General features: G+C 39.6%; 26 protein-coding genes. All 26 read left to right on the top strand.

Annotated features, from left to right (window positions below):
• Positions 1–540: 540 nt before the first annotated feature.
• The 26 genes from mnmG (at position 541) to C727_RS0102555 (ending at position 23,983) form a co-directional block, all read left to right on the top strand.
• Complete coding sequence (gene mnmG / locus C727_RS0102685) at positions 541–2,433, top strand: tRNA uridine-5-carboxymethylaminomethyl(34) synthesis enzyme MnmG (RefSeq protein WP_017444086.1); 1,893 nt, start codon at positions 541–543, stop codon at positions 2,431–2,433.
• Complete coding sequence (rsmG, locus tag C727_RS0102680) at positions 2,433–3,071, top strand: 16S rRNA (guanine(527)-N(7))-methyltransferase RsmG (protein WP_017444085.1); 639 nt, start codon at positions 2,433–2,435, stop codon at positions 3,069–3,071. Before mnmG ends, rsmG begins: the two co-directional genes overlap by 1 nt.
• Before the next feature lie 11 nt (positions 3,072–3,082).
• Positions 3,083–3,871: a ParA family protein gene (locus tag C727_RS0102675; RefSeq protein WP_017444084.1), complete on the top strand. Its 789-nt coding sequence runs from the start codon at positions 3,083–3,085 to the stop codon at positions 3,869–3,871.
• Positions 3,872–3,887: 16 nt separating this feature from the next.
• The gene (locus C727_RS0102670; protein WP_017444083.1) at positions 3,888–4,802 is read left to right on the top strand and encodes a ParB/RepB/Spo0J family partition protein; all 915 of its coding nucleotides are present in this window, start codon (positions 3,888–3,890) and stop codon (positions 4,800–4,802) included.
• Between the two features lie 181 nt (positions 4,803–4,983).
• Entirely contained in the window at positions 4,984–5,358 is a 375-nt protein-coding gene (locus C727_RS0102665; protein WP_017444082.1) for an ATP synthase subunit I, read from the top strand.
• A gap of 22 nt (positions 5,359–5,380) precedes the next feature.
• Positions 5,381–6,190 (top strand): F0F1 ATP synthase subunit A, encoded by an 810-nt coding sequence (atpB, locus tag C727_RS0102660; RefSeq protein ID WP_017444081.1) that lies wholly within the window; start codon positions 5,381–5,383, stop codon positions 6,188–6,190.
• A gap of 59 nt (positions 6,191–6,249) precedes the next feature.
• A complete protein-coding gene (gene atpE / locus C727_RS0102655) occupies positions 6,250–6,471 on the top strand; it encodes a F0F1 ATP synthase subunit C (RefSeq protein ID WP_017444080.1) in 222 nt (73 codons plus the stop codon).
• 59 nt (positions 6,472–6,530) lie between these two features.
• Positions 6,531–7,001: a F0F1 ATP synthase subunit B gene (gene atpF / locus C727_RS0102650; protein ID WP_017444079.1), complete on the top strand. Its 471-nt coding sequence runs from the start codon at positions 6,531–6,533 to the stop codon at positions 6,999–7,001.
• Between the two features lie 12 nt (positions 7,002–7,013).
• Entirely contained in the window at positions 7,014–7,547 is a 534-nt protein-coding gene (gene atpH / locus C727_RS0102645) for a F0F1 ATP synthase subunit delta (RefSeq protein ID WP_017444078.1), read from the top strand.
• A gap of 12 nt (positions 7,548–7,559) precedes the next feature.
• Positions 7,560–9,101: a F0F1 ATP synthase subunit alpha gene (gene atpA, locus C727_RS0102640; RefSeq protein WP_017444077.1), complete on the top strand. Its 1,542-nt coding sequence runs from the start codon at positions 7,560–7,562 to the stop codon at positions 9,099–9,101.
• Between the two features lie 44 nt (positions 9,102–9,145).
• A complete protein-coding gene (gene atpG / locus C727_RS0102635; protein WP_017444076.1) occupies positions 9,146–10,009 on the top strand; it encodes a F0F1 ATP synthase subunit gamma in 864 nt (287 codons plus the stop codon).
• A 31-nt stretch (positions 10,010–10,040) separates the two neighbouring features.
• Positions 10,041–11,426 carry a F0F1 ATP synthase subunit beta gene (gene atpD, locus C727_RS0102630; protein WP_017444075.1) on the top strand — a complete coding sequence of 462 codons (1,386 nt, stop codon included), beginning with the start codon at positions 10,041–10,043 and terminating at the stop codon, positions 11,424–11,426.
• Between the two features lie 18 nt (positions 11,427–11,444).
• Positions 11,445–11,870: a F0F1 ATP synthase subunit epsilon gene (locus C727_RS0102625; protein ID WP_017444074.1), complete on the top strand. Its 426-nt coding sequence runs from the start codon at positions 11,445–11,447 to the stop codon at positions 11,868–11,870.
• A gap of 248 nt (positions 11,871–12,118) precedes the next feature.
• Positions 12,119–12,826: an ABC transporter transmembrane domain-containing protein gene (locus tag C727_RS19735; protein WP_017444073.1), complete on the top strand. Its 708-nt coding sequence runs from the start codon at positions 12,119–12,121 to the stop codon at positions 12,824–12,826.
• A gap of 666 nt (positions 12,827–13,492) precedes the next feature.
• A complete protein-coding gene (locus C727_RS0102615; RefSeq protein WP_017444072.1) occupies positions 13,493–13,759 on the top strand; it encodes a hypothetical protein in 267 nt (88 codons plus the stop codon).
• Positions 13,756–14,193 carry a sulfotransferase family protein gene (locus C727_RS0102610; protein WP_081579164.1) on the top strand — a complete coding sequence of 146 codons (438 nt, stop codon included), beginning with the start codon at positions 13,756–13,758 and terminating at the stop codon, positions 14,191–14,193. Before C727_RS0102615 ends, C727_RS0102610 begins: the two co-directional genes overlap by 4 nt.
• A gap of 93 nt (positions 14,194–14,286) precedes the next feature.
• Complete coding sequence (locus C727_RS0102605; protein ID WP_155949151.1) at positions 14,287–15,819, top strand: hypothetical protein; 1,533 nt, start codon at positions 14,287–14,289, stop codon at positions 15,817–15,819.
• 63 nt (positions 15,820–15,882) lie between these two features.
• Complete coding sequence (locus tag C727_RS0102600) at positions 15,883–16,503, top strand: Tle-like phospholipase domain-containing protein (RefSeq protein WP_017444069.1); 621 nt, start codon at positions 15,883–15,885, stop codon at positions 16,501–16,503.
• Positions 16,504–16,542: 39 nt separating this feature from the next.
• On the top strand, positions 16,543–17,475 hold the full coding sequence (locus tag C727_RS0102595; RefSeq protein ID WP_017444068.1) for a phage tail protein: 933 nt from the start codon (positions 16,543–16,545) through the stop codon (positions 17,473–17,475).
• On the top strand, positions 17,408–17,875 hold the full coding sequence (locus C727_RS19490) for a hypothetical protein (protein ID WP_155949150.1): 468 nt from the start codon (positions 17,408–17,410) through the stop codon (positions 17,873–17,875). Before C727_RS0102595 ends, C727_RS19490 begins: the two co-directional genes overlap by 68 nt.
• Before the next feature lie 186 nt (positions 17,876–18,061).
• Positions 18,062–18,466, top strand: a complete 405-nt coding sequence (locus C727_RS0102585) for a hypothetical protein (RefSeq protein ID WP_017444066.1) — start codon at positions 18,062–18,064, stop codon at positions 18,464–18,466.
• 24 nt (positions 18,467–18,490) lie between these two features.
• Complete coding sequence (locus C727_RS19865; protein WP_017444065.1) at positions 18,491–18,625, top strand: hypothetical protein; 135 nt, start codon at positions 18,491–18,493, stop codon at positions 18,623–18,625.
• 409 nt (positions 18,626–19,034) lie between these two features.
• Entirely contained in the window at positions 19,035–19,358 is a 324-nt protein-coding gene (locus C727_RS0102575) for a beta-barrel domain-containing protein (protein ID WP_017444064.1), read from the top strand.
• Positions 19,359–19,392: 34 nt separating this feature from the next.
• Positions 19,393–20,154 (top strand): zinc metalloprotease, encoded by a 762-nt coding sequence (locus tag C727_RS0102570; protein ID WP_237742278.1) that lies wholly within the window; start codon positions 19,393–19,395, stop codon positions 20,152–20,154.
• Positions 20,155–20,627: 473 nt separating this feature from the next.
• A complete protein-coding gene (locus C727_RS0102560; protein WP_017444061.1) occupies positions 20,628–21,872 on the top strand; it encodes a beta-barrel domain-containing protein in 1,245 nt (414 codons plus the stop codon).
• Complete coding sequence (locus C727_RS0102555; protein WP_017444060.1) at positions 21,872–23,983, top strand: peptidase domain-containing ABC transporter; 2,112 nt, start codon at positions 21,872–21,874, stop codon at positions 23,981–23,983. Before C727_RS0102560 ends, C727_RS0102555 begins: the two co-directional genes overlap by 1 nt.

Genomic DNA, 23,983 nt, shown 5'->3' with positions numbered 1-23,983 from the left:
GAAAAATCATCTATAAAAAGATCAAAAAATAAAAAAAACACACTGGTTAAAAATCAGTCAGTATTGCTATACAATAGGCAAATGCTCAAAAAACATACACGATCAACAAAGTCAATAAAATCAAGGCTGATCACTAGTTGATCAAAGATTGATCAGTGCTTGATCAAAGCTTGATCACAAACTATCCACATTAACATAGGAATAAGATTTCCTTTGTGGATAATTACTGTATATTATGCTGTTAACTTATGATTAATTCAGGGATAAGATCGAGTGACTTTTTGGGCTGTGGATAAAGCGAGCATTTATGCTCAGATTGATCAAACCTTGATCAAATCATGATCACTTATTGTTCTTCGCATAAAAACATGATCATTAACGATTTTTTATGCTTACTCACAGAAAAAGTGATCATTAATAGTAATAACAATAAGATCTATATATAAATATATATATTTTTATTAAATCAATTTCCAAAATCGGAGCGAAGCTATAAAATGGCCGCCCTTTTTACCAGATGAAAAATTCAGGCAGGTGTATATGCATACTTACCAAGAAAAATTTGATGTGATCGTTGTCGGTGGAGGACATGCAGGCACAGAAGCCGCTATGGCAGCAGCCAGAATGGGATCAAGTACGTTATTATTAACCCACAATATCGAAACCTTAGGACAAATGTCGTGTAATCCGGCTATTGGTGGTATAGGTAAAGGTCATCTGGTGAAAGAAGTTGATGCTTTAGGTGGTTTAATGGCTCGCGCGACCGATAAAGGCGGTATTCAGTTTAGAACACTAAATTCCAGCAAAGGTCCAGCGGTACGCGCAACCCGCGCTCAAGCCGACCGTCAACTTTACAAAGCCGCTGTTCGGTCAGCTTTAGAAAACCAGCCAAACTTAAAAATATTTCAGCAAGCGTGCGATGATCTGATCGTTGAAAATGATCAAGTGATCGGTGTGATCACTCAAATGGGATTAAAATTTTATGCACCTGCAGTTGTTTTAACAACTGGAACCTTTTTAGGTGGTCAAATTCACATTGGTTTACAAAATTATTCTGGCGGCCGAGCTGGCGATCCCCCATCAATAGCATTGGCTGATCGATTGCGTGAATTACCTTTCCGTGTTGGCCGATTAAAAACTGGTACTCCACCACGCATAGATGCACGCTCAGTTGATTTTGCACAAATGCAAGAGCAACCAGGTGATAACCCAGCGCCCGTTTTTTCGTTTATGGGAAAACAAAGTGATCATCCAACTCAGATCCCTTGTTATATCACTCATACTAACGAAAAAACCCATGAAGTTATCCGTGGTGGTTTAGATCGCTCACCCATGTATTCAGGTGTGATAGAAGGCATAGGTCCAAGATATTGCCCATCTATCGAAGATAAGATCATGCGTTTTGCTGATAAAAATTCACACCAAATTTTTATCGAGCCGGAAGGTTTAACTACCCATGAATTATATCCAAATGGTATCTCGACCAGCTTGCCATTTGATGTTCAAATAAATCTTGTTCGATCAATTAAAGGCATGGAAAATGCGCATATTACGCGTCCTGGTTATGCGATCGAGTATGACTTTTTTGATCCCCGTGATCTAAAACAATCATTAGAAACCAAATTTATTAATGGTTTATTTTTTGCAGGCCAAATTAACGGTACCACAGGGTACGAAGAAGCCGCAGCACAAGGCTTATTGGCGGGTGCTAATGCTTCACGTTATGCAAAAGATCAAGAAGCATTTGTCATTCGTCGCGATCAAGCGTATCTTGGCGTGCTGATAGACGACTTAACAACCTTAGGGACCAAAGAACCCTATCGCATGTTTACCAGCCGTGCTGAATATAGACTCCTGTTACGGGAAGATAATGCGGATTTAAGATTGACAGAACTTGGCCACCAAATTGGTTTGATCAAATCTGATCAATGGGCGGCGTATAATCAAAAATTAGAAAGCATTGAACAGGAAAAACAACGTCTTAAGTCCACTTGGGTTCATAAAACGCATGCTGGTTTAGAGGCAGTAAACCAGTTGACAAAAAGCCCGTTACAACGCGAGCACAGCTTAGAAGAATTATTGCGCAGACCAGAAATCACCTATCAAAGTTTGATGAAAATCGAATCGTTAGGCCCAGGGTTAACGGATCAAGCGGCTGGAGAGCAAGTTGAAATTCAAGTTAAGTACGCCGGTTACATTGAACGGCAAAAAGATGAAATTGAACGAACACTAAGACATGAAAATACCAAGCTACCCGCTGAATTTGATTACAGTCAGGTATCTGGTCTGTCGAATGAAGTGATTGCCAAATTAAAAGAGTTTAAGCCAGAAACCATTGGTCAAGCTTCACGTATCTCTGGCATCACCCCAGCAGCTGTGTCTTTGTTACTGGTTAGCTTGAAAAAACAAGGTTTGTTAAGGAAATCCGCTTAATGGGAAATTTGCACCATCAACTGCAAAAGATACTCAACGAATTAGAGTTAGACGCGACAGAACAACAAAAAACTCAATTGGTTGAGTTAGTTGAGCAATTACACAAATGGAATAAAGCGTATAACTTAACGTCTGTGCGTGATCCGTCCGAGATGATGATCCGGCACATTGCTGACTCATTATCTTTGGTAAAACATTTAGCAGGCCATCAAAGTTTTATTGATGTAGGCACAGGCCCAGGTTTACCCGGCTTACCGTTAGCGATAATGCTACCAGAGAGTCAATTTGTATTGTTAGACAGCTTGGGTAAACGCATACGTTTCATTCAGCAAACTCAATTTAAACTTGGTTTAAATAACGTAAAAGCAGTGCAATCTCGAGTTGAAGAGTATCCTGCTGGAGAGGGTTTTGATGGTGTGTTAAGCCGTGCTTTTGCTTCATTGGACGACATGCTGAGCTGGTGTCATCATTTACCAAAAAAGCAAACGGGTCATTTTTTTGCGATGAAAGGCGTTTATCCTGACGCAGAAATTGATAAACTGGGCGCTGAATTTAAGCTTGAGCGGTCAATTAAATTAGCAGTGCCGGGATTAAGCGAAGAAAGACATTTAATCGATATTACAAAAGTAACTAATTAAGCGAGGCGGTCATGGGTAAAACTATTGCTATTGCCAATCAAAAAGGTGGCGTTGGTAAAACGACAACGGCGGTCAATTTAGCGGCATCTATGGCGGCAACAAAACGCAAAGTGCTTTTGATTGATTTAGATCCGCAAGGCAACGCGACTATGGGCAGCGGCATTGACAAATACGAAGTGAATGCCAGTGCCTACGAACTATTAATCGACGGCACTCCGCTCGATCAAGTGGTACAAAAAGATACCAGCGGTAATTTTGATTTAGTGGCTGCCAATTCAGACGTAACCGCGGCTGAAATAAAGTTAATGGAGTGTTTTGCCCGCGAAGTTAAACTCAAAAATGCGCTAGCTCCGTTTAAATCTGATTACGATTTTATTATTATTGACTGTCCGCCTTCGTTAAACATGTTAACGGTAAATGCCATGTCGGCAGCAGATTCAGTGTTGGTGCCAATGCAATGCGAATATTACGCATTAGAAGGGTTAACTGCGTTAATGGATACCATTAGCAAACTAGCCGAAGTCGTCAACCCAGATTTAGCCATCGAAGGCATTTTAAGAACCATGTTCGATCCTCGTAATCGGTTAGCAAACGATGTGTCGGAGCAGTTAAAAAATCACTTCGGCGAAAAAGTTTATCGCACTGTGATCCCTCGTAACGTCAGGCTAGCCGAAGCCCCGAGTTTTGGCACGCCAGTTATGTATTATGATAAATCATCTGCTGGTGCGCGCGCCTATTTGGCATTAGCGGGCGAAATGATACGTCGAGCAGAAAAAGAAAAATCGAAACAAGTAGCTTAACAATCAGGTATTTTGAATGTCGGTAAAAAAACGTGGTTTAGGACGAGGATTAGACGCGCTGTTGGCCAACAATAGCGCCAGCCCAAAACAACAAACAGCACAAGCCCCGGGTGAGGTAGATGTTGAGCCTAATATGGCGGTAAAAGGCGAATTACGAAAAATTCCAGTCGAATGTTTACAACCAGGTAAATATCAACCACGCAAAGACATGTCTCCAGAAGCGCTTGACGAACTCGCTAGCTCAATCAAAGCGCAGGGCATTATACAGCCGATAGTGGTACGCGAGATTGCATCAGACAGTTATGAAATCATAGCCGGTGAACGACGCTGGCGGGCTGCACAGTTAGCTCAACTAGAACTAATTCCCTGTTTAGTAAAAGATATTCCAGACGAAGCCGCCGTTGCAATTGCATTGATCGAAAATATTCAACGCGAAGATCTAAACGCAATGGAAGAAGCTGTCGCACTGAATCGTTTGATGAATGAATTTTCACTCACCCACCAACAAGTAGCAGATGCGGTCGGTAAATCACGTACAGCTATTTCTAATCTGCTGCGCCTAAACAGCCTTCAAGCAGATGTAAAAACCTTACTTGAGCACGGTGACATTGAAATGGGGCATGCTCGCTGTTTGTTAGCGCTAGAGGGCGAGCAGCAAATTGAAACTGCACGTTTAGTTGCAGCCAAAGGGTTAAGTGTTCGCGATACTGAAAAGTTAGTAAACAAAATATTACAGGGTCCAAAAAGCAAAAATGAACAAAAAGTAGACCCAGATATCGAAAAATTGCAAACTGAGTTGAGCGAAAAAATAGGTTCACAAGTGTCTATTAGCCATAATCGGGCTGGCAAAGGAAAAATGGTGATTAACTTTGCTAATTTAGACGCGTTAGAAGGAATTATTGAGCAGTTAAAACTTCAGCGTGATTATTAGAAGAAAAAAAATCAAATGTACGAAAAAATTTTGCTCAATTAGGCTGAATATCAGGGCTACAAGCGTAGAGATATATTGAAAACCCGATATAAATCTGTATACTCTGCGCAAAAATTTGCATCAGATTTGTGCTTAATGTGACAAATTTGCGCATGAATATTTAATTAACAGAGTCGTTTCATTGAACAAACTGGCGTTAAAAGGTTTTTCAACAGCAATAAAAATAATAAGTTTTCAGGCTCTGTTAAGTTTGTTGTTTGTAATAATTTGCGGACTTGTCTGGAATAAACAAGTCGCTGTGTCATTGTTAGTTGGTTCTGGGTGTGCAATCTTACCCAATTTTATATTGGCTTGCTTTTTGTTTTCGTCAGCCGGTGCAACCCAGTTAAAAACAACAATGAACAGATTTTACCGTGGTGCAACTGTTAAGCTGGTTTTAACCAGTGTCATTTTGGCTATTATTTTAAAATCGCAAATGTTTTTACCCGCATTTGTCTTCAGCGGTTTTTTAATAGCATTGATTGCCCACGTATTAGCACCGAATTCTTTTCATTAACTTTAAAATTTGGGAAACAACAATGGCAGCAAATGGTGATACTCTGACTTCTCAGGGCTATATCCAGCACCACTTGACCAACGCCTCTATCGGCGAAGGCTTTTGGACCTGGCATATAGATACACTCGGCTGGTCTATTTTTCTTGGGCTGGTCTTTATCATGGTTTTCCGCAGTGCCGCTAAAAAAGCAACTGTCGGTGTACCGGGAAAATTTCAATGTTTAATTGAAATGATAATCGAATTCGTGGGCAATAGTGTTAAAGACACCTTTCACGGCCGCAACCCGGTTATTGCCCCTCTTGCTTTAACCATTTTTGTTTGGGTTTTATTAATGAACGCAATGGACTGGGTACCAGTTGACTGGATCCCGACTGCTGCGTCTTTAATAGCCGGCGAATCATGGGATACTATCGCTTCTGGTAACTCTCACGTTTATATTAAATCAGTGCCAACTACCGACCTTAATATGACTTTTGGTCTGTCGCTAGGCGTGTTTGCATTGATGCTGTATTATTCGATTAAAATCAAAGGTCTGGGCGGATTTTTAAAAGAGCTATACGCACACCCGTTTAATACACCTTGGTTGTATTGGTTCAACATCATCTTAGAAACCATTGCTTTAGTCGCTAAACCTGTTTCATTAGCGTTGCGACTGTTTGGTAACTTGTACGCGGGTGAATTGATATTTATTCTGATCGCTATGATTGGTGTGTGGCAGCTGCCTATCCACTTTGTTTGGGCTGCGTTCCACTTACTGGTTATACCGCTTCAGGCCTTTATTTTCATGATGCTGACGATTGTTTATCTAAGCATGGCTCATGAAGATCATTAATTTTTAAGCGTTTTATTTTTTAACTTTAACTTTACTTTTAATCATTTGGAGAAAACACAATGTTATACATCGCTGTTGCTTTGTTAATCGGTTTAGGCGCTCTGGGTACTGCTATTGGCTTCGGTCTGTTAGGTGGTAAATTCCTAGAATCAGCAGCTCGTCAACCTGAGCTTGCACCTCAACTACAAGTTAAAATGTTCGTTGTTGCGGGTCTTATCGATGCGATCGCTATGATCGGTGTTGGTATCGCTCTTTACTTGTTGTTCGCGGTTGGCGCTTAATTTTAAGCCATCTTTAAACAATTATTTATTGCGAACATTAGTAACTTAAGGGGGCCGTTGTGAATCTCAACGCAACTCTGATTGGCGAATCTATTGCATTTTTTGTCTTTGTTGTTTTTACAATGAAGTTCGTTTGGCCACAGCTAAACGGTGCGATTGAAGCTCGTCAGAAAAAAATTGCAGATGGTCTGGAAGCCTCAGAGAAAGCTGAAAAAGACTTAGAGCTGGCACGTAAAGAAGCCGCAGACAAGTTAAAAGAAGCTAAATCTCAGGCTGCAGCCATCATTGAACAAGCTAAAAAACGCGAAGCTCAGATTGTTGACGAAGCCGCTGACAAAGCGCGTGCTGAAAGCGACAAAATTCTGGCTCAAGGTAAAGCCGATTTAGAAGCTGAAATTAACCGTGCTCGTGAAGACCTGCGTAAGCAAGTGTCTATACTAGCGGTTTCTGGTGCTGAAAAAATCTTGGCTCGCTCAATTGATGCTAAAGCACATGCAGATATACTCGACAAATTGGTTGAGGAACTATAAGGGGTAATTTTTATGTCTGAATTGACAACCGTTGCCCGACCATATGCTAAAGCAGCTTTTGATTACGCTGTTGAAAACAACAAAGTTGAAGCATGGCTGAACATGCTGACGTTTGCGGGTGAAGTCGCCAACAATGAATCTGTCCAAGATTTATTACACGGCACAGCCTCAGCAGACCAGCTGTCGGAAATCTTTATCAAAGTTTGTGATGAGCAGTTAGATGATCATGGCCAGAACCTAATTAAGGTAATGGCTGACAACAAACGATTGAGCGCTTTACCAGAAGTAGCCCGCTTGTTTGCTGAATTTAAAGCAGAGTACGACAAACAAATAGACGTTTCTGTTACTTCAGCAGTAGAGCTTGATGCTAAACAAAAAGAAAGTTTAGCCAAGTCTTTAGAAGAGCGTCTGGCAAAAAAAGTTAAGCTGAATTGTCGTGTAGATGAGAGCATTGTTGGTGGCTTATTAATTCAAGCTGGTGACATGGTGATCGATAGCACGGTTCGCGGAAAATTGGATCGACTGGCCACAGTGCTACAGTCGTAGGGGAATAAGAGCATGCAACTGAATTCCACTGAAATTGCAGAACTGATCAAAAAACGTATTGAGAAGTTCGAAATCGTCAGTGAAGCTCGTAACGAAGGTACAATTGTATCTGTTACTGACGGTATCATTCGCATCCACGGTCTAGCTGACGTGATGCAAGGTGAAATGATTGAGCTTCCAGGTAGTCGTTACGCAATCGCATTGAACCTTGAAAGAGATTCTGTTGGTGCGGTTGTAATGGGTCCTTATGCAGATTTGCAAGAAGGCACCAAAGTTAAAGGTACTGGCCGAATCTTAGAAGTTCCGGTAGGTCCTGGTTTGTTAGGTCGTGTTGTAAATACACTGGGTGAACCAATTGATGGTAAAGGTCCAGTTGAAGCAGCCGGTTTTGAGCCTGTAGAAAAAATTGCACCAGGTGTTATCGACCGTAAATCGGTAGATGAGCCATTGCAAACAGGTTATAAAGCGATTGACTCTATGGTTCCAATCGGTCGTGGTCAGCGTGAGCTTATCATTGGTGACCGTCAGATTGGTAAATCAGCCGTTGCTATCGATGCGATCATCAACCAAAAAGATACAGGCGTTAAATGTATCTATGTTGCGATTGGTCAAAAAGCCTCTACTCTAGCGAACGTAGTTCGTAAATTAGAAGAGCACGGTGCATTAGATCACACCATCATCGTTGCTGCCAACGCTTCTGAATCAGCCGCATTACAGTACTTAGCGCCTTATGCTGGTTGTACTATGGGTGAATTTTTCCGTGACCGTGGTCAAGACGCATTAATCGTATACGATGACTTGTCTAAGCAAGCTGTTGCTTATCGTCAGGTTTCATTGTTATTACGTCGTCCACCAGGTCGTGAAGCATACCCAGGTGACGTTTTCTATCTTCACTCACGTTTGCTTGAGCGTGCTGCTCGCGTTAACGAAGATTATGTTGAAAACTTCACTAAAGGCGAAGTTAAAGGTAAAACAGGTTCATTAACAGCCTTACCTATTATCGAAACTCAAGCCGGTGACGTATCTGCATTCGTACCTACTAACGTAATTTCGATTACCGATGGTCAGATCTTCTTAGAAACAGGTCTGTTCAACTCAGGTATCCGTCCTGCAATTAACGCAGGTATCTCGGTATCTCGTGTTGGTGGTGCTGCACAAACTAAAATTATCAAAAAGCTAGGTGGTGGTATTCGTCTAGCGTTAGCTCAGTATCGTGAACTTGCAGCGTTTGCTCAGTTTGCATCTGACTTGGATGAAGCAACCCGAGCTCAATTAGAGCACGGTCAAGCTGTAACTGAACTGATGAAGCAAAAACAATTCAGCCCGTTAAGTGTTGGTCTGATGGCTGTTTCTCTGTTTGCAGCTGACAAAGGTTATTTAAAAGGCATTGAGCTGGACAAAATCCTTGATTTTGAAGCAGCCCTTCACTCTTATATGAGTTCTGAGCACGCTGATCTGATTGCTAAAATCAATGAGTCTGGTAAATACGACGACGAGATTGAAGCAGCCTTAAAAGCGGCAGTAGACAATTTTAAAGCGACTCAAACCTGGTAAGCCAGACTGAGTCAATCGATTAATTAAAATCGGAGTGAAGAATCATGGCCGGCGCTAAAGAGATAAAAGGTAAAATTGGGAGCGTTAAAAACACCCAAAAGATTACCAGCGCTATGGAACTGGTTGCAGCAAGCAAAATGCGCAAAGCGCAAGAACGCATGGCTGAATCCCGTCCATACGCAACTAATATGCGCAAGATGATCGGTCATATTGCGCTTGGCAGCCTCGAATATAAGCACCCTTATATGGAAGAGCGTGATGTCAAGCGTGTTGGTTACATTGTGATTTCTACTGACCGTGGTCTTTGTGGTGGTTTAAACATGAACATGTTTAAACAAGTCCTTAAAGACTGCAGCAGCTGGAGCAAAAAAGGCGTTGAGATCGACTATGCCATTATTGGTAATAAAGCGACTGCGTTTTTTAATAGCTTTGGTGGTAGAGTGGTTTCGCAAACGTCAGGGTTTGGTGACAAGCCTTCTGTAACTGACATTGTAGGCTCTGTAAAAGTCATGTTAGACAAATACGATGCAGGCGAAATTGACCGCCTCTTCGTTGTTTACAACAAATTTGTAAATACCATGACACAGACGCCTAAGATCGATCAGCTTTTACCTTTGCCTAAAGCAGAGGATGAAACCGAACTAAAACACAAGTGGGATTACATCTACGAGCCAGATCCAAAAGAAATTTTGGAACAATTATTGGTTCGCTATGTTGAATCTCAGGTATATCAGGCTGTAGTAGAAAATGTTGCCTCTGAAATGGCAGCGCGTATGGTTGCAATGAAAGCCGCAACCGATAATGCAGGTAACCTGATTAACGAACTGCAATTGGTTTACAACAAAGCGCGTCAAGCAGCGATTACTCAAGAGTTGAGTGAAATTGTTGCCGGTGCGTCTGCGGTGTAAATAGTGCACGAAACGATTTAGAGGAAAGACTATGAGTTCAGGTCAAGTCGTTCAAGTCATCGGTGCGGTTGTTGACGTAGAGTTTCCGCAAGGTTCTGTACCTCAAGTATACGATGCGCTGAAAATTGAAGAAGGTGATATTGCTGGTCTGACGATCGAAGTTCAGCAGCAGTTAGGCGGTGGCGTTGTTCGCGGTATCGCAATGGGTTCGTCTGACGGTTTACGTCGCGGCCTTAAAGTAGTAAATACAGGGGAAGCCGTTAAAGTTCCAGTAGGTACAGCCACCTTAGGCCGTATCATGGACGTTTTAGGTAACCCAATTGATGAAGCGGGTCCAATTGGCGAAGAAGAGCGTTGGTCAATCCACCGTGAAGCACCAAGCTATGAAGATCAAGCTGCATCAAACGACTTATTAGAAACGGGTATCAAAGTTATCGACTTAGTATGTCCGTTTGCTAAAGGTGGTAAAGTTGGTCTGTTCGGTGGTGCCGGTGTTGGTAAAACTGTAAACATGATGGAACTTATCCGTAACATCGCAATCGAGCACAGCGGTTATTCTGTATTCGCCGGTGTTGGTGAGCGTACTCGTGAAGGTAACGATTTCTATCACGAGATGAACGATTCAAACGTATTGGATAAAGTTGCCCTGGTATACGGTCAGATGAATGAGCCACCGGGAAACCGTTTACGTGTTGCTTTAACAGGTCTGACTATTGCGGAAAAATTCCGTGATGAAGGTCGTGATGTATTATTCTTCGTAGATAACATCTACCGTTATACATTGGCCGGTACTGAGGTATCAGCTCTGTTAGGTCGTATGCCATCAGCTGTAGGTTATCAGCCTACCTTGGCTGAAGAAATGGGTGTACTGCAAGAGCGTATTACTTCAACTAAAACAGGTTCAATCACTTCAATCCAAGCGGTATACGTACCAGCGGATGACTTGACTGACCCATCGCCAGCGACAACGTTCTCTCACTTAGATGCAACTGTTGTATTGTCTCGTAACATCGCTGCTTTAGGTATCTACCCTGCGATTGACCCATTGGATTCAACTTCTCGTCAGTTAGATCCATTAGTGGTTGGCCAAGAGCACTATGAAATTGCTCGTGGCGTGCAAACTGTTTTACAGCGCTATAAAGAGCTGAAAGACATCATTGCTATCTTAGGTATGGACGAATTATCTGAAGAAGATAAATTAGTTGTTGCTCGTGCTCGTAAGATCCAACGTTTCTTATCACAACCGTTCTTCGTAGCGGAAGTATTTAACAGCGTTCCAGGTCGTTACGTACCACTTAAAGATACAATTTCAGGCTTTAAAGCAATTCTGGCTGGTGAATATGATCACTTACCAGAGCAGGCTTTCTACATGGTAGGTGCCATCGAAGAAGCTGTTGAAAAAGCTAAAGATCTCTAATTCAGGCGGAGGTGAGGAATGGCAGCTATGACAACTCAGCTAGATGTGGTCAGCGCCGAAGATAAAATCTTCTCCGGTCTGGTAGAATCTATCCGTATTACGGGTTTTGAAGGTGAGCTAGGTATTCAACCTGGCCACGCACCTTTAATTACTCCGATTAAGCCGGGTATGGTTCGTCTGGTCAAACAATTTGGCGAAGAAGAGCTGGTATACTTGTCTGGTGGTATTTTAGAAGTACAACCAACAGGTGTTATCGTTCTGGCCGACGTAGCCGTTCGTGCTGAAGATCTGGACGAACAAGCTGCAATTGAAGCTAAAAAGCAAGCAGAAGCACATATCAAAGATCCAAACTCGGATTTAGATTATGCAGAAGCTGCAATGGAATTAGCCAAAGCGGTCGCTCAGATTCAAGTCATTGAAGATCTGCGTCGTATACGCAAATAAGTTCTTTTTGGCCAAGATGATTTAAAAGGCACCTTAGGGTGCCTTTTTTGTTTGCTGAGCGAGAATAGAACCCCGATGCATACACACTTAAGAACTTTATATGCAGTAATACCTTCAAACCACCACACCGGGCCATCAAACTTAAGGTCATTACGCCTAAATAAATACTATAAAAAAATTTAAAAAATATTTCCGGTTTTTTAAAACAATCTTGTCTAATGTAAAGGATATTTTAAGGATTAGACTGATTGGATACTGGTATAGAGAGTTTTTGTGTAGTTGCAAAATTAAATCAAGTCACGGTTGAACCGGAACAAATTAAACAAAATTATATAAAGGACGGCCAATTATCGACATTAAATGATTTATTAAGAGCAGCAAGAAGTGTTGGTTTTAAGTCTAAATTAATTAATGTTTTCTCTAAAGGAAAAACGGAATTTAATACAAAAATATTGCCCCTCGTAGCTGAAACTAATGATGGAAAATTTGTTGTCATTGTAAAAATGACAGAACCGCCTGAAATTATTGATCCCAATTATGGGGTTCGATATTTAATTCATAATCCAAGCGAACAAAAATTATTAAACTTATCGAAATCAGAATTAGTTAGTCTGCTCTCTGGAAGCGCGATTTTGTTTTCTAAAAGAGAGGGACTGTTCAACAAACTTTCAAATTATGGTGAGTTTAATATCCAGTGGTTTGTTCCAGCATTTAAAAAATACAAAAAGCTATTCTATGACGTATTATTAGCATCTTGTTTCTTGCAAATTTTTGCTTTGGTTACACCACTATTTTTTCAAGTGGTGATGGATAAAGTTGTTGTCCACAAAGGTCTAAGTACTTTAGATGTGCTAGCAATAGGCTTTTTAGCGATTGCTGTATTTGTTGCTGTATTAGGTGGCATTCGTAATTATGTATTTAGCCATACCGGCGCTAAGCAAATGGCAATGGGATAAAAAACACTTTAATGAATTGCCCACAGGTAAAAAATTCCGCGTGAAACTTATTAAACAAAGCCATTCCTTAAATACTGGCCGTTTGAGTACACTTGAGTTTGATGACTCATTTCAACCATAACGAATTACGTACTACACATATGAAAAGTGCTTTCTCAAAAATTTATACTCGATACAAACAAACGTCTATTTGGACTCAATTCTTTTTTAAAATTAGTTGAGTAAGCATAGTGCTGCCAATTTTTAGTGTTGGAGTATTGCTCAGAAGTGCGAGCGATCTAGAAAATAAGATCTATTACTGCGGAGAGTCAGGTGATTTAAAAATTTGTCGAGATAGGTACCAGAAAGACATATGCTTGGAGGTCACTCAGGGTGATAAAAAAACATATTTTGATATTGGAAATCGGGGCGCCAGTTTTGACGAGCTTGATGCTTGGGCGATACGAGCTAAAGGCAAAAATGTTTGTGCAATATCAGCACCTGCGTTTCCCTACTCATATTTATTAAACATTTGTATCAAAGATACAGGCGATTGCATATGGTCGCAGAAAACTAAGGAGGAGGGGTACACGAGCTCTCGAATAACCTCAAGGGCTATCTATCTTGCAGCAATCAACTTATTTTTTTGGTTGCTTTTTTTGTATTTTTATATAGAGATTTTAAAAAATGACACAAACTGCACAAGAGTTCTATTGGGAAATAGCAGATCGAATTGTTACTGGGAATAAAACACCGCTTGATGCGTATAAAACAGTAGAAAATGCAACAAAGGATCCTGAGAGACCACTTGACTCTCTTTTGAATCCAATTTCGGCAGTTACATCGCTAGGTAATACTATTAATGATTTTGCAACATTTGTTGCGGGTGCTGATGCTCTTGGTAAAACAGGTAGCCGTTTAGCTTTAGCTGATATAGCGGTTAGTTTAGTTTGATTCATCAAATTCTGCCTAATGCGAAAATCATAGATGTACGCAGAAATCCTATGTCAGTCGGCCTAAGTGTATTTAGGCAAAATTTTCCCAAAGGTTTAAGTTTTAGCAACAACTTGGGAGATTTTGCTCATTTCTATAATGCATATTTGGACTTAATGCGGTATTGGGATGAAGTATTACCAGGCAAGATATATCACCTGTCTTATGAATCTTTAGTTCAATCACCGGAAGCGGAAATCACTAAATTACTTGAGTATTGCGAATTGCCTTTTGAACAAGCGTGTGTGGACTTTCATCAAACAGAAAGAGCTGTAAAAACACCCAGTGCAGAGCAGGTAAGACAACCTATTTATAGCGATGGACTTGAGCAGTGGAAAAACTATCAAGAAGAATTAATGCCACTTTCACAATTTTTACAAGTGGAAAACTCTTGATCAACCTTTAGTTTGAAAACGTGGGTCGTCACAACTAACTTCACCTTCCAGGTTAATTTTGGAATGTTATCTTTGATAATTAGAGCGTTTTTAATGTATAAAAAAATATTATGTGTGTTGGTGGCTATCACTAACTTTGATTTACATAGTCAAAAAATGACTTGGTACGAAAGAGAATTAGCAAGTAACTATGAAGATAGATGGCAATGGAATCCGGATAAAAGAGTAGCTTATCAACACGATCCTTATGTGTGGCGGTACAGCAAAAGGTTTGCTGAAAATTATGGAATGCCAGTTAAGTGGATCAGTACAGGTATCGTTGGCGCAGATGCGCTAGCAATAAGTTTTATAGATAAAAATTCACAGCACTGTCGCCTGCAAGATGATGGACAAGTTGAATGTAAAGCTGCGTTTGAATGTAAAATGGACTTGTATATTGACAAGGCAATTAATTTGCCATGGCTGTTAAAAGAACAAATGCAAGGTATTTCACCGTTAAATTGGGATAGTTCGATTCGTGCGATTACCTCACAATTTAATCGACAAATAAGTTCATTTAAAGTCGACTTTTTAAGTGTTCAGTTTTCTATTGATTCAACTAAAGAAAAGGTTAAGGTCGTTCCAGCTTTGGTTGCCAAATATGATAAACAGAGATTAAAAAATTATAGTTTGGTTAAGTTGGTTGGTTGTGACACGTTTGAAAATTATGTAGGTGGTACTGTTAATCTGGATATTTTTTCGGCAGATCCTAGATCAGAAACGACAGAGGAAAGTGCTCACAAAATTATAATTGATGAATCAGTATTTAAAAATTTAAAAGATGTTTTTCAAAAGCAGTATCAAGAGTTCGCTGCAGATAACAGGCAATTAATAAAGCTTAATTATCAGGATTATGTTTTAAGTAGCAACAGCCCGTTGAGTAATACATTTGAACCAAAAGAGGCAGACAGTCGGTATGATTCAGCGTTTGAGTATTCGTGGGTTTATAACAAACAATTTGCCAATACATTCAACTTGCCAAATAACGCACTTGCAAATGATTTAGTTGGCGTTAATGCCATTGCATATAGAAAAATACGCGATGAATACTTTATGTGCGGTTTAGGTCGTGCTCCAACCAATTGTGCTCGTTTTAAAAATTGTCAAATCGATTTGTATATAGATAAAGGAGGGGATATTCCTTGGCTAGATCCGTCTCAACTGCAAGGTTTTCATGCGCTTCCTGATTTATCGCAATATTATTTAATGCCCCAAATATTGGAGGAGTTAGCTAAGTATAATCCTAACGAAGAAGCCTTCAATGGTGGAGTCCCTAGGCACTCGGTATATTCAATTGCCTCCGAGCATGGAAGAAGTATCGCGAGTTCGTTTGGAGCTATTGTTTATCATGATAGGCTTAGTTTGGATAAGTATGACGTCATTAGTATTAAAGGTTGTTACGCCATCCCTTCTTCTAAGTATTTGTCAAAGCACCAACCTTTAAAACTTAATTTTCTGCCAAAACCGCATAACATACATGCGCCTTTTTTAAAGGTGGAAGGGCAAGTTGATTGGTTGAAAGACATACGTTATCAAATTCAAATCGGTGCTGAAACCATCGAACAAATTTCTCGAAAGGTCAAATAATAGAGAATCAGCAAGTGAAAATCAAAATTTTCATTACAACTAACGATAATAGAGGAAAAAATTATGGCTTGTGAAAATACAAATGGAGCTTTGTTAGCTCAGGTATATGAAAAGGAACAAAGCAATAGAACTGGTGTTGGGGACTTCAAAGAAATTAATTTTTTTAATGACGAAGATAAAAGTGGTTTGTTTATTAGCGTTTATCAAGACATAAATACTCAAGAGGTTATATTTGCAATTCGCGGAACTAATGATTTGATGGGGGATCTTAGTGCGGATAGTGACTTTGTTACAGGTGGTTTTCATGACCAATTTGAAAAGGCATTAGATTTTGCTAAAGGTGAAATGGACACTCACGGTTGGGATGCTTCAAATGTGAGTGTTGTCGGGCATTCGCTTGGTGGAGGTCATGCTCAAATACTATCTCATACCTTTGGTTTTTCTGGTACCACCTACGACCCAGCTGCTGCAAGTCAAGTTATAGGGTCTTCAGAATATCAGTCATGGCTCAATAACAATAATGTAACTGCAGTTGGCTCTCCTAGTACGTTTAACAACTATGTAGAAAGCGGAAGCATCGTAGGACAAGGTACCGATGTACTTGGTGATCATATTGGTGGCAATACATACTTAGTAGATTTACGCAGTAATGAAGGTAATTATTTTGCTGCAGCTGTTGCTTAAACTAACCCTGTCGTAGGTATTGCTTTATTTGGATTAGAAGTGGCTAATCAGCATTCATCCGGTAACTTTTCTACGCCGTCATCTAGTGGGACTTGTTTCGATCCCAATAAGCAAGCGGATGGGAACTTTATTTCAGATGGCCTGACATATTTAGCTAATTTGGTTTCAGGGGCATTTGACATTATTGTCGACAATATTGGTCAGCTAGTAGATTATGTTACAAATGCTATATCGGAAGTTTGGATCGATGTCGTTGAATGGGCAAGTGAAACTTGGGACGAAGTTTCAGAGTGGGCATCGGGAGTTTGGGATGATGTAACCGACTGGGCGTCAGATGTATGGAATGACTTTAGTGATTGGGCAAGTGAAACATGGAACGATATAACGGATTGGGTAAGTGATAGTTGGAATGATTTTGTTAGTTGGATCAGTGACACTTGGGACGATTTTACCAGTTGGGTCAGTGATGTTTGGGATGATTGGTTTAGCTCTTCTTCTGGTGGTTACGGCAGCTCAAGTAGTACTAGTTATATGTCAAGCTGGTCTTATGACCCAATGGTCATTGATTTAGATGGCGATGGTATCGAGCTTACGGGCTTAGAAAATAGTAATACTTACTTTGATCTTACTGGCGATGGTTTTGCAATAAATACATCATGGGTGAGTGCTGATGATGGCCTATTGGTAATTGATAGAGATCGAGACGGTAAAATCAGTGATATTAAAGAGTTATTTGGCAGTCCGAATGCACCGGGGTTTACGGAATTAGCTGAACTTGATTCGAATCAGGATGGGCTTATTGATTCTGCAGATGAGCAATTCTCTGAGATTCAAATTTGGCAAGACAACAATGGCAACGGTATAACAGATGATGGTGAACTCCATCAACTTTCTGACTTTAATATTGCAAGCCTTAACCTTAACTACAATTGGATTGTGTGGGTGTGTTGGATTATCGACAAGCGGATATGAATTTCCCAAGAATTTTAAAAATTCAAAATTTGAATCTGTTTTAAATAAAGGACGTTCGAATAATATTCGACTTGTATCTTGGAATGAAGACTATTCTCAATTTGATAATGGGGGGGACAAACAGAAAGTGATTGATTCAATGTTCGAAATTTACCCGTTGGGAACTTCACCTGCTGTTATTGAAGAAGAATTGACAAAAAGTGGGTTTGTTTGCGCTAGAACATTAGATTTGGAATGCAGTATAAAAATAGATTTATCGATTCATGATGGGTTTGTTTTTTTTCGAAAATGCATATCTAAAACCAGTACTTTATTTAAGTTTAAATTTATTGGTATAAACCAACTAAAAACTATATCTGTAGAGCGAGAAGATATTATTCTGACATGCAAGGCCAGCTAAAATTTTGCAAAGATATCAGGTAATAGAGTTATGGAGCGAAAAAATGAAATATTGCATTTTTTAAATTAGTCATAATGAGTTTAACCACTCGATATTATTGTTCTTTAGTTTTTAGATGCATATCTTTATCCATTATAGAACGATGTAAATCATTTCATCAAAACTAGTAAATTTAAAGGATTTTGTATGAAGAAAATTATATTTGTATTAGGAGTTATATTTATGGTTGTAGGATGTGTCGATGAAGATAATTTAACTTCTGAGATAATTTATGTGGGGAAAAACAACACAAAAATAGGCACAACTGACATTACTAGCATGTATGAAAAGTATCTGGTTGTTGGTATGACTAAAGAACAGTCCATAGATGTTGTTAGCAAATATGATTTTACATTATTGAATCAAAACATATCACGTCCTACATTCATCGAAAGATATCCCGAATTTGAAAATAAGGAGGTCTTAATTTTTAAAAGAGAATTAAAACAAAGTTTTTCTTCAGATCATGCCACTCTTATCCACCTCGGATTTGAAGGTGATAAGCTTGTTGCATTTAAAGGTTTTTATTCAATTACTTGGAAATTACCATAAATTTTTGTAAAAAAAGGAATAACTATGACTTGTGAATATATTGATCCAAATCTGGGTAATGAGCCGATTGACCCAGAACGTAAGGAAACCATTCAAGTTGGGTACTTATCATTAGGTGAAGTAAATGGAACCACATTCTACCATCAGTTTTTGATTTAAACTGATGCTGATGGCAACCAGTATGCTACAAGAGGCGGCCCATCATCTACTGATGTAAGTTTTTTTGCTTCGAATTCTAGCTCTGACGGCGATGAAGCACAAATTGTCACTAATGTAGGGGTCTATGATGATACTTTTCAAGACCACCCTAACTGGATAAACCCAGATGACCCATCACAAAATAATGCTAGTAGAGCCTATTACTTTGAAGTAATAGCCGAAGGCAAAGACTTGTCTTCTGAGTGGCTTAGCACTACTTCCGCAATGAACTCTATAGAACAGGAAGGGCATATTTATAACCCTTTGATTCAGAATTCAAATACTGTGGTCGGTGATGCTTTACAACGTGCGGGATTACCTCAACCAAAATCTGATGATTGGGGGGAGCACTGGTCTCCTGGCGCGAATAATGTTGATTGTCCCAAAAGAAGATTTCTTGACTGTTGAAGTTGAGCTTGAAAATAGAGATATTGGTTTTGTAAGAGTTGGTCAGTTGGCTGAGATAAAGGTAGAGACTTTTGATTTTACTTTATACGACGTTATTGATGCAGAGGTTGTGTTAATTACTGCAGATGCAATTGAAGACGAACAGAGAGGTTTACTGTACAAGATTCAGTTAAAGCTAGAACAAGACCAAATGTGGGTTGAGGGCAGCTTGATTGAATTGATACCAGGTATGAGTGTTACCGCTGAAATTAAAACAGCAAAACGCAAGATAATTGATTTCTTTTAAACCCCAATACAAAGAAGTGTTGATAGCAGTTTAGGTGAACGTTAATTACGGCTTGCCAAACTTCAATTCCATTTACCGATCATTTTATTTAGGAATTAATCTTTTGAAAAATATAATGTTATTAATCGCTTTGTTGTTAAGCGCATGTAGCTCTGGACCCAAAATCGCTTTTGATGCCAACTCTGTTACTCCCTATCAAAACAACATTTTAAAAGTGCCTGTGCGTTTGCACTTATTTCGCTTAAAGCATGAGCCAAATTTGAATGCAAACATGACGAATCAACAGCTAGAAAAGCTGTTTGCAGAAGTTAATTTAATCTGGCGATCTGCTGGCATTGAGTTTTATGTAGAGTCAGCTTATGAAAAGCCGCTAAGATATGAGCAAGATTATTTAGATGCGATTCACAACCAAGATGATTACTCAGATAGAGAACTCTTTGAAGAGATACGAAGAGCCTGTGATATACCCCGTCAAAATAACAAGGTATTAAACTTATGTATCCCCAAACGAATGACAATTAATATCGGCGGTTTATTTTTACCGGGAAACAACCCAAAAGTCGTTTGGCCAATAGCAATGCACAAGGGTAAAAAACCGTTTAATCCTGCAACTTTAGCTCATGAAATAGGTCATTTTTTAGGCTTGACACATAGCAGAGAAGAAGAGATTTTTTTAATGAGAGGGCGAGGAAATAATATCAAGAGGCATGGTAAATATGACCAAATTAAGTTATTAGATAGCGAAATTTTAATTGCTCGCAATCAAGCTCGTCAGTTTACTACTTTAAAAAAGTAAAGCGTATTCGCTGTATGAGCAAGATAATAACGAAGAGCCGGTGCGGTATTACCGCACGTCCGGATCTGTATGGGCCTACTCAGCAATGGGTGTTTTACCACAACTTCAAACCACCACACCGGGCCATCAAACTTAAGATCATTTTTTATTCATCAAGTGATAAAACAAGCCAGCGCAAAAAACAAAAATAAAATTAGCAATAAATGACCAAGTATTGTGCACCCAAACACCATCCTTGGCGAATAAAGTAATTAACAAACCTTTTATTCCCAGAAAGAAATAAAAAAATAATGACTTGGATCCCGCCGGCTTGTTTTATCTGCACTTAAAGAATATTGCATAGCTCAACCAAAATGTGACCTACCCAGAAGTATAGTTTTATTTATTTGTCTAAAACACTTTACTAGTTGTTAATTGTTAACTATTGTTTATGTTTAATTTATAAAATTGTTTTTTTAATGGGCGTTATTTAAATGTTATTTAGAAAGGAAGCTGTAGAAAATCAACTTGATAAGCTGCATGGTGATGTCGTTATAGTGCCAAAAGTCTCTGTGGCAATTATTACCCTAGTACTAGTCATTTGGGTGTTTTTGGCTGGAGTTTGGCTATATTCAGCAAATTACGCAAGAAAAGAAACCGTTTTAGGTTGGTTAGAACCGTCAAATGGGATCCACCGTGTTTTTGCCGACAAAAATGCCGGTACTATCGAAAAAGTTAACATTGAAGTAGGGCAAAAGGTTAAGCGAGGTGATGAGCTTTTTGTTATCTCAAACATCAAAGCTTTGGAAAGTGGTCAAGAGCTAGAATTTGAACTCTTGGGCGAATATAAAGCACAGCAGCAAGCACTTTCGCAGCGTATAACACGCGAAAAGCAAATTAATACATTAGAAATTCAGCAAAATAATTTACGGGTTAAAAACTTAGTACAGGAAATACATCAGGCTGATATGCAAATAACCATATTAACTGAAATGTTAGCAGTGGTTAAGCAGCGAGAAGCGAACTATAAGACTCTACAAACCACAGGATATGTACCCAAAGATCAATATATGTCTGTTAAAGAGCAAAAGCTCAGTATTCAATCCGAATATCAAACCGCGGTAAGAGGTCAACTTACACTTAAGCACTCGTTATCAGAGCTTATGTACCAACAAAAAATATTGCCTCAGCAACATAAAAATGAAATTACCCAGCTTGAAAGACAATTGAGCGAATTGAACCAGCATATATTGCAATTAACTGGTCAGCAAAAATATGTTGTTAAAGCAAAAGTGGATGGTGTTATTGGAAATTTACAGATGCAGCAAGGGGATGTTGTGTCGTCACAGGACCTACTTGCCACAATAAACCCGTTAGATGGGGTGTTTATCGCCAATATGCTAATCCCTGTTCGTGCAGCTGGTTTTTTGCAGCCAGATCAGAGCTTAAAGATTCGCTATGATGCTTTTCCCTATCAAAAATTTGGTTTATTTGATGGGAAAATAACGACGATTTCACAAAGCATTATATTACCCAACGAAGTTATGCATGCTCATATCGCTGTGCAAGAGCCTGTCTATTTAGTTCAAGCTCAGATAAAGCAAAATAATATTCATGCCTATAACCAGCAAATCGCCTTAAAGTCGGGCATGACACTTTCCGCTGACGTTGTGTTAGATAATAGAAATCTTTTCGAGTGGTTACTAGAACCTATATTCAGTGTACAAGGACGTTTGTAATGACATCAGCCACCGCTTCACTAGACAATCTGCTTACCCATTTCAGTCCCAACAAGTTACCGGTTATTATACAAACCGAAGCGTCAGAGTGTGGGTTGGCATGCTTGGCGATGATAGCCTGCTACTATGGTTACGAAACGGACCTTATATCTCTTCGACGCAAGTTTTCAATATCGTCTCGCGGGGCAACACTTAAACAACTGATGGGCATCGGTAGCGAAATTGAGTTATCCAGCCGCGCTTTACGGTTGGAAGTAGAACAAGCGCCTCAATTACAAATGCCCTGTATCCTACATTGGGATTTAAATCACTTTGTGGTATTAAAAAAAATAAATGGCGATAAATATACAATTCACGACCCAGCGTACGGTGAACGAGTATTATCTGGCAGTGACTTTTCAAAAAGTTTCACCGGTGTTGCCCTAGAATTAACTCCAACACCCGAATTTGAACAAAAGGAAGAAAAAAGCCGGCTGACATTATCGCATTTCTGGTCACGCATTTTCGGTTTAAAGCGCACACTAATATATATTTTTGTCCTGTCGCTGTTACTTCAGCTGTTTTCACTGATAACCCCATACTACATGCAAACCGTGGTAGACGATGTATTGCTTCGCAACGACCGAGACTTACTTGTCGCACTCGCGTTTGGGTTTGCATTACTGTTAATCATCAATACCTTAACCACGCTATTTCGAGAGCTGGTGATATTAAATTTATCCAGCAAACTGAACGTACAAATGGCGCTGAATGTGTTTCGGCACCTTATCCGCTTGCCGATGGAATACTTTTCAAAGCGTCATATGGGAGATATTGTCTCGCGGTTCTCATCGCTGGGACAAATCAGAGAGCTCCTGACTACTGGGTTAATTGCCGCATTATTAGATGGTTTGATGGCTATAATCACCTTAGTGATGATGTTTATTTATAGCAGCCAGTTATCCTTTATTGTCTTATTTTCGGTCGTTATTTATGGCGTGTTGCGTGCGATTTTATACAGACCGATTCGTATCTTAACAGAAGAAAGTATCACAACAGCGGCCAAAGACAGCAGCCACTTTATGGAAAGTGTACGCGCCATACAAACCATCAAGTTATTCCAAAAAGAAAATGACAGACAAAGCCAGTGGCTAAATAAACTAGCCAACACCATTAACAAAGGCATTCGCTTAAAAAAATGGAATATTGGCTTCGCCAGCGCCAATCAAATTTTATTTGGTGTAGAAAACATCGTTGTGATTTATTTCGCGGCAATATTGGTGATGGACAACTTAATGACAGTGGGGATGTTGTTTGCGTTTATGAGCTATAAAGGCCGTTTTGTCAGTTCGATGCAAAATCTAATCGAAAAGTTTATCGAATTTAGAATGATTGGCCTGCACTTTGAGCGCCTCGCAGATATTGTTTATCAGCAGCAAGATCGCATGATCCCCAAAGTCCACAATTCCATCAATACATTGAAACAACAAACAGACCGTCACGTAGGCCGCATTTGTGTTAAATCCATTTACTACAAATACGACGAGAGTGAACCATACGTATTTGAAAATCTAAGTTTTGAAATCGCGGCAGGTGAATGTATTGCGATAGTCGGTCCCAGTGGATGTGGAAAATCAACCTTATTGAAATGTTTAATGGGCTTAACTCCCATCAATCGTGGCGAAATAATGGTAGACGGCCAGCCTTTAAACAAAGCAACAGAATATAGAACACAAATAGCAGCGGTAATGCAAGATGATCAATTATTAAGCGGCAGTATTATGGAAAATATCGCCTGTTTTGAAGAAAAAATTGATATGAATAGAGTGGTGATTTGCGCTCAAGTCGCATGCATTCACAATGATATTTTAAGCTTACCAATGCAGTACAACACTCTTATTGGTGACATGGGGTCCAATCTGAGTGGAGGTCAAAAACAACGTGTCATTTTGTCTAGAGCCTTATATCGAAATCCCAAGATACTTTTTTTAGATGAAGCGACCAGTCATTTAGATAAAGACAATGAAGCTCAAGTGAACGAAAACATCAAACAGCTAGGCATTACGCGTGTAATGGTCGCCCACAGGCCAGAGACAATCGCGATGGCTGATAGAGTAATTGAACTTAAATAA

It is taken from the genome of Gayadomonas joobiniege G7 (assembly GCF_000300815.1).
Lineage (GTDB): Bacteria > Pseudomonadota > Gammaproteobacteria > Enterobacterales > Alteromonadaceae > Catenovulum > Catenovulum joobiniege.
Note: the sequence above shows the minus strand (reverse complement) of the source record. Positions and strands in the feature narration are given on the sequence as shown.